At 29.0% G+C, this 9597-nt stretch carries 8 protein-coding genes; 4 read left to right on the forward strand and 4 right to left on the reverse strand.

What is annotated here, in order from left to right:
• Positions 1-1096: 1096 nt before the first annotated feature.
• The 4 genes from ACIQ56_RS10405 to fliD all read right to left on the reverse strand — a co-directional run bounded on the left by ACIQ56_RS10405 (position 1097) and on the right by fliD (position 4759).
• Positions 1097-1504, reverse strand: a complete 408-nt coding sequence (locus tag ACIQ56_RS10405; RefSeq protein WP_397600996.1) for a transposase — start codon at positions 1502-1504, stop codon at positions 1097-1099.
• Positions 1473-2375 carry a transposase gene (locus ACIQ56_RS10410; protein ID WP_397601003.1) on the reverse strand — a complete coding sequence of 301 codons (903 nt, stop codon included), beginning with the start codon at positions 2373-2375 and terminating at the stop codon, positions 1473-1475. The genes ACIQ56_RS10405 and ACIQ56_RS10410 overlap by 32 nt, the downstream gene beginning before the upstream one ends.
• Positions 2376-2785: 410 nt before the next feature.
• Positions 2786-3355 (reverse strand): flagellar export chaperone FliS, encoded by a 570-nt coding sequence (fliS, locus tag ACIQ56_RS10415; RefSeq protein ID WP_397600997.1) that lies wholly within the window; start codon positions 3353-3355, stop codon positions 2786-2788.
• A gap of 54 nt (positions 3356-3409) precedes the next feature.
• Complete coding sequence (fliD, locus tag ACIQ56_RS10420) at positions 3410-4759, reverse strand: flagellar filament capping protein FliD (protein WP_397600998.1); 1350 nt, start codon at positions 4757-4759, stop codon at positions 3410-3412.
• A 269-nt stretch (positions 4760-5028) separates the two neighbouring features.
• On the opposite strand from fliD, the gene ACIQ56_RS10425 reads away from it, so the two are divergent.
• The 4 genes from ACIQ56_RS10425 to ACIQ56_RS10440 are packed head-to-tail and all read left to right on the forward strand — an operon-like array spanning position 5029 to position 9470.
• Positions 5029-6192 carry a glycosyltransferase family 4 protein gene (locus ACIQ56_RS10425; protein ID WP_397600999.1) on the forward strand — a complete coding sequence of 388 codons (1164 nt, stop codon included), beginning with the start codon at positions 5029-5031 and terminating at the stop codon, positions 6190-6192.
• A 1-nt stretch (position 6193) separates the two neighbouring features.
• Positions 6194-7330 carry a dTDP-4-amino-4,6-dideoxygalactose transaminase gene (gene rffA / locus ACIQ56_RS10430; RefSeq protein ID WP_397601000.1) on the forward strand — a complete coding sequence of 379 codons (1137 nt, stop codon included), beginning with the start codon at positions 6194-6196 and terminating at the stop codon, positions 7328-7330.
• A 20-nt stretch (positions 7331-7350) separates the two neighbouring features.
• On the forward strand, positions 7351-8025 hold the full coding sequence (locus tag ACIQ56_RS10435) for a response regulator (protein ID WP_397601001.1): 675 nt from the start codon (positions 7351-7353) through the stop codon (positions 8023-8025).
• 8 nt (positions 8026-8033) lie between these two features.
• Complete coding sequence (locus ACIQ56_RS10440) at positions 8034-9470, forward strand: heavy metal sensor histidine kinase (protein WP_397601002.1); 1437 nt, start codon at positions 8034-8036, stop codon at positions 9468-9470.
• Positions 9471-9597 lie beyond the last annotated feature (127 nt).

The following is a 9597-nucleotide window of genomic DNA, read 5'->3' on the forward strand; positions in this document are numbered from 1 at the left end:
TACTCTCTTAATGAGAAAATAGTTACTTTGATTTTATTATAATAGAACCTAAATTATTTTTATAAAAATCCGATCCCGGTAATAAGTAAATGTAAATCTCAAAAATATGAATAAACACAAACGTTTATTTTTTGTTAACTTAATTCATTAGGAAGCATTTCCAAATGCTATCTTTTGTAAAATTTATAAGTGAAAATTTGATATGAAAAATTTTTTAAGATTTTAAAGGAATTTCTATGTTATCAAGAAAGTTTATTTTTGGTTTAATATTTATTGTAATAATTATTTTTATACACCGTCTAGAAAGTTTCTTCCAAATAGTAGATATCCAAAAACGAAATTTATTTAAAATAAGAAACCAAAAGTTAAATTTTATTAATTAAAATTAATCGTGTAAAAAGACATGCAGCACTTCATCTATACTACTAATAAAAAAGGAATGCTGCATTTTAAGAAAAAAATAACTTGTTTTGATGAAAGTTTAAAGAAAATTCTTAAGAAAAAAATCACTGATCAGCTTTTAAAAAGGATGGTGATCATTCTGCTGAATTTATTACAAATTAAAGTTAAATAAATATCATTAGTATTAAAGTGCAGCGAAAAAAATGCGTATAAAACAATCAAAAAAATTAAATCATATGGTATAATGAATGTCTTAGAAAAACCTCGTTCTGGAAGAAAAAGTTTTTTAAACTATGGAGAAGTATTAGGGCGTGTCCTCAATCTGAATTAGGCTCCTTGTTCATTTTATAATTCAGTTACTTTATATCATCTTCTCCTTCTGTAAAGTCAGGAGGGGTTATAACTAATTCTATTTGGGTACCATTTCAACATTACATTTAGAAAAAAAATATATGATAAGATTGAAGGATTGCAGGAAGATCTAGACACATGGATAAGTGAATATAATTTTAATCGAACACATCAAGGTAAAATATGTTGCGAAAGAACTCCAATTCAAACTTTACTTGACGGAATACAGAAATGTATGGAAAAGAATATTTGATTAAACATGAACTAACAGACAGTTTAATTTCCGTTACTTTTATCGAGGAGATGCAAGATCAAATATTCGGCCTGTTGAAAAAGTCGCATTTTAATTTTTATAAAAATATTTGAAAACTCTTTTTATATTTTGGACTATTGCAATCATATAAACTTGTATTTGAACATTTAATAACCCTCTAAATTTAGCGCGACGCAAGCAATGATTTTCTTTTGCCTCTCCAAATAATCCTTCAATTTTCCATTTTCTTTCTATTAGTTTCTTTTTAAAATAAATTGTTTTTTGGCGATTTTTAATTATATCAATTTCATTTTGATATGGACTTCGATAAATAAAACGTGAACGATTTTTGTGCTTTTCTGGTAAGCATGTTTCCCGGAATTGACAATTTTTACAATGGCCTCCTAAAACTCTATAGCGTTTGATACCTCTATCAGTTTTTTCGTAAGGAAAAAGTTCATGTTTTTCAGGACAAATATAAATATCTTTTTTTTTCATAATATATAAAATTTCCCTTTGAAATTCTTCCTTGTCCTAGATTGTCATGATGCAATGGAATATAAGAGCGAATTTTAAATGCTTTTAATAATGCGTATGTCTTTCCTCGACCATACCCCTTATCAGCTATCACTTCTTCAATTGGTAACTTATATTTTTGTTTTAATTCAACAATTCTTTGAGGAAATATTATACATTCATGCGTTGCCCCTGTTGTTACTGGGCAATCAAGAATTATTCTTGATTCTGCATCTATAGAATAATGTGTCTTATATGCTAATTTATGATGATGATAATTATATGAAATTAAGCTTGCATCTTTATCTGTCTTGCTTATATGAGTTTGATTTGAAAGTTTTCTTTTCCTTTTACCAAATATAAAATCATGGTATCTTTCTTGATGTTTCTTAAGAATTTTACTTTTATCATCATACTTGTCTCTTTTTACCATTGAATTAATAGAAGCATTAGCGCTAAAAATACTTGCATCAACTATTATTCTTTTGCCTTCTAAAAATTTATTTTTAAGGCAAAATCTAATAATTTTATCAAAAATATTTTTAAAAAATTTTTCTCCTAAACGGTGTCGAATTTTAGTTAATGAGGAATGATGTGGTACTTTAGAATCTAAGGAAATTCGGCAGTACCATCTGTATGCTAAATTAACTTTAATTTCTTCACAAAGCCTTCTTTCGGAGTAAATACCATAAAAATATCCAATCAATTGCATTCGAATATATGTTTCTGGATCAATTGATGGTCTTCCTATTTTTTCACAATAAAATGATTTTACAATTACTCTAATAAACGAAAGATCAATTAATTTATCTAATTTACATAAAAAATGTTCTTTTGAAATAAACTGTTCAATGTTAACTTGAGAATTAAAAAAAAATTAGAAACTTGCCTTCCTAGCATAAGTGACTCCTCTACAATTTCCATTGTTAGGACTTCTTATAGAGTTTCTTACAAAAATTAGACTTTTTCAACAGGCCGTATTAACTGCTACAAAGATATTGGATTGAATTTTAACTGACAGACAGTATCATTTTTTGAGAGTATTTAGTTAACTTTGTCAGTTAACTAAATACTCTCAAAAAATAAGGTTAACAATCGAATACTTAAAAAATTCTTCTCTAATATTCACATTAATATTTTTATCTAGTTTTAATAAAACGTTTTTAGTGTGATAAAAAATGGTTATCTTTTCAAACATGAAGATTGTCAGCTCAAATGGGATCCGAAGTATTTACTATTTCTAAATCAAAAACTCATTTTTTATTAACCCGCTTTTTTTGTAACAACATTCGCACTTACATTATTTGGCTTTACATCTTGAGATAAGTTTACAGAAACTGCACTTGTCGTTTTTTCACTAGCATTATTTTTTTGATTTTCTTCTTTTGCTTGAATTCCTTTTGAATTTAAATACATAGCATACAATTCGGGTTGTAATTTTGCACTGGGAACCCCATCTGGTCTAGGGTTATTTACGACATCTCCCCATGCCTCATAAAGAGTTAGTAATAGCTTTTCCGCAATTTCAATTTCTTCAATTTTATTATTAATATTAGCTTCAATCAATTTATCCATAATAAACATATATAAACTTTCTAAATCCATGGATAATTGACCACCAACTTCATGGTCTAAAGTATTTATAAGTTCAGCAATAATAGCTAATGCTTTACTTATATTTTTTCCTTTTTCTGCAACTTTTTTCTCTTGCATTTTTACTTTTGCAATCCGCAAAAATTTAATGCACCCTTCATAGAGCATGAGCAGAACTTTTTCTGGTTTTGCCGTTGTTACATTTGTTGATTGATAAGCTTTAAATGCTTTAACATTCATATATACCCATCCTTGAAAATAATGACTTCAATTTTAGTTTTGTAACTTTAAAACTCAACCCATCCCGCCGAGTCTTTGTTGCAACACTTGACCTTGAGCATTCATTCCACTGATAAGTTGTTCTACAACTGCAAATTGATGACGAATACTTTCTTCTTTTTGCTTCGCAAAACGGTTTTTTACAGCAATATCTTTATCAAAGTTTTCAAGAATATGTTTATATTCTCTATCTTTTGAAGGCAAGACACCGCTTTGTTGACTTTGCAAATTTCTTACAGAGTCTGACATCCGAATCCCAATGCCAACCGTTTCTTCCGATTGTATAAACAACTTAGAAACACCAACATAATCTTCGGATAGAGCTTGTTTAGCTTTAGTTTCGTCATATTTTAAATTGCCAGTTTTTGGGTCGGTAGAAATTCCCACGTCGGCTAAAGTTTGATATTTTCCCGTAGGAAGGCTAAATTGAATCGCACTTTGCAAAGTTCTTCTTAGCGTTCTTAAACTGTTGTCTTTAGATAAAACACCTGCTTTGTTCGTATTTGGATCAACCTGAAATTGTTTTTCAATAAATTCGTTTACTTTATTATAAGACTCTACAAATTTTTTAACATTCTCAAGGCTTTTATCTACATCATAATCAATTTTAATATTTACTTTTGTTCCTGGCTCTGCTTTTTTTGCATCTAAAACCATACCTGGAAATAATTCCGTAACCTTATTTGATTCATTATAAACTTTCACGTCTTCAAATAACATTTCTAAATTTCGGCCTGTTATTTGCTCTTTAAACTCTAAATAAGTGGTATCAGGATCAATTGTTACCTTTGCTTCTTTACCTGACTTTTCTGATAAAACAAGTAAACGATAATTATCTTCATCACTATCTTCTATTCCTTCTTTAGTATTAATAACAATCGCTTTTACGCCTTTATCCATTGAGTTTATTTGGGTAGCAACGTCATTCAAAGTGGATCGATCGGGATCAATGTCCACATCAAAACTTTCTCCATCTTCTTTTTCTATTGTCATATATCCAAAACCAACTGCCGTTTTATCTTTATCTTCAAAGGATTGAGTTAATAATTTATGAGAACGCGCTAAATGACGGACTTCAAGTTCGTATGAACCTATTGGGGCATTATTATCTACTGTACCTTCAATAATATCGGGGTGAGAGCTTGTCAGTTTTAATTTATAAAAGTCAGCTTTGGTTCGCATTCCATTTAAATTCGACCCCAAAGTGCTCACCAAGCCTTTTAAATCGGAAAATAATTTTTGTTCATCGACAATCGTTTTTTTACGCGCTTCAACCTGTTTTATAGGTTCGCGTTGAATTTCAACCAGTTGATCAACCATTTTAGGATCAATACCTGAGCCTGTATTGATTCGAAATCCTGCCATAGGCTAATAATCTCCTAGAGGTAGATTATTTCAGAAGATTCTTTTACATGCGGTTTATGATTTGCACCCTGTGACAAGTTCTTATCTAAATTGAGCATTTTTTACTCTTATGAGAACTCATCCGGATTTATAGATGCTCCTATATAATTAAGGAATTGCTTTAGATACTTGTTTTCAATATCCATATTCTATAGTATCGCAAACTGATGATTTTCATAAAAATTTATTATGAAAATACCTTCAATTTAGATTAGATTTTGGAAATGAGAATGCAAAAAAATATCTCTATTTTACATGTCAATACCTCGGAAGCGTTTGGTGGTTTAGAGCTTTACACCATTCAATTGATAAAAAAAATAATGGAATCTGGAATTCGTACTGCTATTTACTGTATTAAAGGTTCAAAAATAGATGAAGAAGCACAAAAATTAGGGATTAAAATATATTATGGTTTTAAGCAGGCTCGTATCAGTTTTTCAGATATAAAATACTTAAGAAAAATCATTCAAAACGATCATTTTCAAATTATTCATTCTCACACAAGACAAGATGTATGGTTATGCTCTTTATCTCTTTTATTTTTAAAAGATAAAAAACAAATATTTAGTTTATATATGAGTGCCCCTTCAAAAAAAGATATTATACATAAATTTATTTATAGCAAAGTAACAGCTATTACCGCTTCATCAGAAATTTTAAATGAACGAATTCGTAATAACTATCCTGTTTTACCAAAACAAGTAAAACTGTTACGTTATGGAAGAGATTTATCACTTTATAATAAAAATTTAAATGATAGAAAAAATATTAGAGAAAGCTTAAATACAAGTGAAAATGAATTTGTCATTGCCACCATGTGCCGCATTGATCCTGGAAAAGGAGTGAAAGAAATAGCGGAATCTATTCTGCATTTAAAGCCAGAAATCAAACAAAAAATTAAAATTTGGATTATGGGTGAACCGACCTTACACCACACCGCATCCGATGGCACTCCGGTTTATGAAACGCAAGCAAAAGAATTATATGATTGGTTAAAACAATTTATAAAATCTCCCGAAGCCGAAAATAAAATACAGCTAATCCCATTTCAAAAAAATATTGTTCCCTATTTAAATGCCATGGATATTTTTGTTTTAGGAACCTATAAAGAAACATATTCTTTATCTGTTATCGATGCCATGGCCATGGGATTACCAGTTATCGGAACCAATTCTGGCGGGACACCCGAGCAAGTTTTAAATAACATACGTGGTTTTTTAATTGAACCAAGAAGCTCCAAGGAAATTGCCAATGCAATAACTAAATATGTTGAAAACCCTAAACTAATATGTGAACATGGAGAAAATGCAAAAAAATGGGTTTTTTCAGAACACAATTGGCAAAACAAAGTAACAAAATTACAGAATTTATACTGCGAAATATTGGAGAAATAAAATGAGAATACCTTTATCAAAACCTCATATCCCAAAACAAGTATTTGAAAATATAAATCAAGTTTTAAACTCTGGAAAATTATCTGGAGACGGCTTTTTTTGTCATTCCACCGAAGATAAATTAAAAAAAATATTAAATGTAAAACATGTTTTGCTTACCTCTTCTTGTACACATGCTCTTGAAATGGCCATGCTTTTATTAGACGCCAAAGAAAATGATGAGGTTATTTTACCCTCTTTTACTTTTACCTCAACAGCAAATGCTATTTTAGTCGCAGGTTTAAAACCCGTATTTTGTGAAATCGATCCAAATACAATGAATATGGATATGAATGATGTTGCTAAAAAAATAACGAATAGAACGAAAGCAGTAATTCCTGTTCACTATGCTGGAATCAGTTGCGATATGGAAAAGTTAATCGAACTTTGCGCTCCCCAAAATATTAAAATTGTAGAAGATGCCGCTCACGGCATTGGAGCAAAATGGAGAGATAAATACCTTGGTACTATTGGACATATGGGAACATTAAGTTTCCACGATACCAAAAATGTAATTTGCGGTGAAGGCGGTGCCTTTATTACAAACGACGATAACCTTGCCGATAAAGCACAAATAATAAGAGAAAAAGGAACAAATCGAGCTCAGTTTTTACGTGGCCAAGTGGATAAATACACATGGGTTGCAAAAGGTTCAAGTTACATTCTTGCCGAGCCTTTGGCTGCTATATTATCTGCAGAAGTTGATATTATGAATGAATTAAACCAAAAACGCGGTGTAATTCATCATTATTATGTAGATCAATTAAAACATTTAGAAGAAAAAAATATTTTAAAGTTACCGCATTTTTATAAGGATTGTGAATCGAATTATCATTTATTTCATATCTTATTAAAAAATGAAGCTTCACGTAATTCATTAATGGGCTACTTAAGAGAAAAAGGAATTGGTGCTACTTTTCATTATATTCCGCTTCATTCTGCCCCTGTTGGAGAAAAATTAGGTTACAAAAGAAACCAACTTCCCATTACAGAGGAATATTCTACCCGCCTGTTAAGATTGCCACTTTACCCTGATCTTACGGAACAAGAGTGTGTTAGTATCGTTACTGAAATCCAAAATTGGAGTCAAAATCAGTAATCATATGAGGGCACTCTTTTATGCGCATTTTAATTATTGAAGATGCCGAAAAGGCGGCTTCCTTTTTAAAAAAGGGCCTGACAGAAAAGGGATATGTTGTTGATGTAGAACACGACGGTTTAGAAGGTTTCATACAAGCCCAAAATAATAATTATGATATTATTTTATTGGATGTGATGTTACCTAATATGGATGGCTGGAGTATTCTAGAAAAATTAAAAGAAATAAAAGCAAAACATGCTAATATCATTATGCTCACCTCTAAAGATCACACCGATAACATTGTAAAAGGTTTAAATTTAGGGGCAGATGATTATCTTACCAAACCTTTTACATTTACGGAGCTAGTTGCTCGCATTAAAGCAATTACACGAAGAAAAAAAACAAAAAAAAATAATATTTTAGTTTTTCATGACCTTGAAATCAATTTAAACAATCAAAAAGTAACCCGAAATGGGAATGTGATTGATCTAGCTCCGAAAGAATTTGAACTTCTCTCGCTTCTTGCTCAAAATAATAAAATTGTTCTTTCTCGCCATGAAATTTTAGAAAAAATTTGGGATATCCATTTTAATATGCAAAAAAATTTAGTTGAAATGCAAATTAAAAGACTCCGTTCTAAAATAGATGATGGTTTTGAAAAAAAATTAATAAAAACAGTTCGTGGAATTGGCTATATGTTTGATGGTGGCTGAGGGAGAAAGTGATTAAATTTAAGAATGTATTTCTTTTTTTAAAAAACAGAATTAGCTTATCTTTTCTTCTTATTTTATGGAATTTTATAACATGTATTGCTATCTTTATTTCGACCCATAATTTTTTTAATTATTTCGTAAAAGATTATAACAATAATTATGAAGAATTAGTTATAAATAAGACCATAAGTAGTTATACAAATCTTATAATGAAAAATAAAAACACAATTAACATTAATGATAATGAAATAGATCCATTTATAAATCAATTAGAACCTAGGTTTGTAAGCATAGAAAACCTAACTGAAAAAAAAATCATTTATTACAATAATAATATAAAAAAATTAATTCATAAATTAGAGATAGAAAACAACAATATTCCGATTCAAGCCGATTACACTTCTACTATCAAAAAACTAGGTCCTTATTATTATTTATACGTTGAAAAAACATTGAATATCAAAGACAAATTATATAAATTTAAATTCATTGCTGAAAGAACCATACAAATTAATGATCAATTAAACTTAAAAGATAAAATAGTATTTTCAAGTATTCTTATTTTAATTTTATTTTTATCCATATCAATTCTCATTCTAAAATTCATATTATTACCAATTGAAAATATAGTTGAAGATATTAAAGAAATAGATTCAAATAATTTACAAAAACGCATTCAAGTTCAATGGGTCCCAAGAGATCTTGTGATAATTAAAAACTCTTTTAACTCTATATTAAATAAACTGGAAGAATCTTTTCAAAGATTGTCTCAATTTTCTGAAGACATTGCACATGAGCTAAGAACACCTGTAAATAATTTAAAAGGAGAAATTGAAGTTTCTTTACAAAGAAAGAGATCAAATAAAGAATACGAAGAAATTTTAGAGTCGAATTTAGAAGAATGTTTTAGAATTACAGAAATAATTGATAGCTTAACTTTTTTAGCAAGAACTGAAAAAAAAGATATTATTATTCAACGAACTCATTTTAATCTTTTTCAAGAGTTAAATAAACTTATAGAATTATATGAATCTTTTGCTTTTGAAAAAAATATTATGTTGACTATTGAATGCCCAAATGAATGGGATGTCAATCTAGATAAAATATTATTTACACGAATAATAAGTAACTTAATCTCAAATGCAATTCAATATAACAAAAAAAATGGTAAAGTTCATATAAAAGTAGAAGGTAATAATCATGATCTTAAAATAACAGTTTCTGATACTGGAATAGGGATAGATAAAAAACATATTTCATTTATTTTTGACCGTCTTTATAGAGTAAATAATATAAGAAGTTCTAATCAAAAAAACCTTGGTCTTGGTTTATCTATGGTAAAAAATATGATACTGTTACATGATGGCTCTATAAATATTGAAAGTAATTTAGGTGAAGGAACATTTTTTATCTTATATTTTCCTAATTCATTAAATATTTCTTAAGTAAAACTATCTTTTTAATATTTTTTCCGTTGGTATGATCCCCGAAAAGTGGACTATTAAATTTCATAATTTTCTTCATATTCTAAAGGTGCATGATAATCAAGGGCAGAATGAGCACGAATTCGAT

It is taken from the genome of Silvanigrella sp., from assembly GCF_044369315.1.
Lineage (GTDB): Bacteria > Bdellovibrionota_B > Oligoflexia > Silvanigrellales > Silvanigrellaceae > Silvanigrella.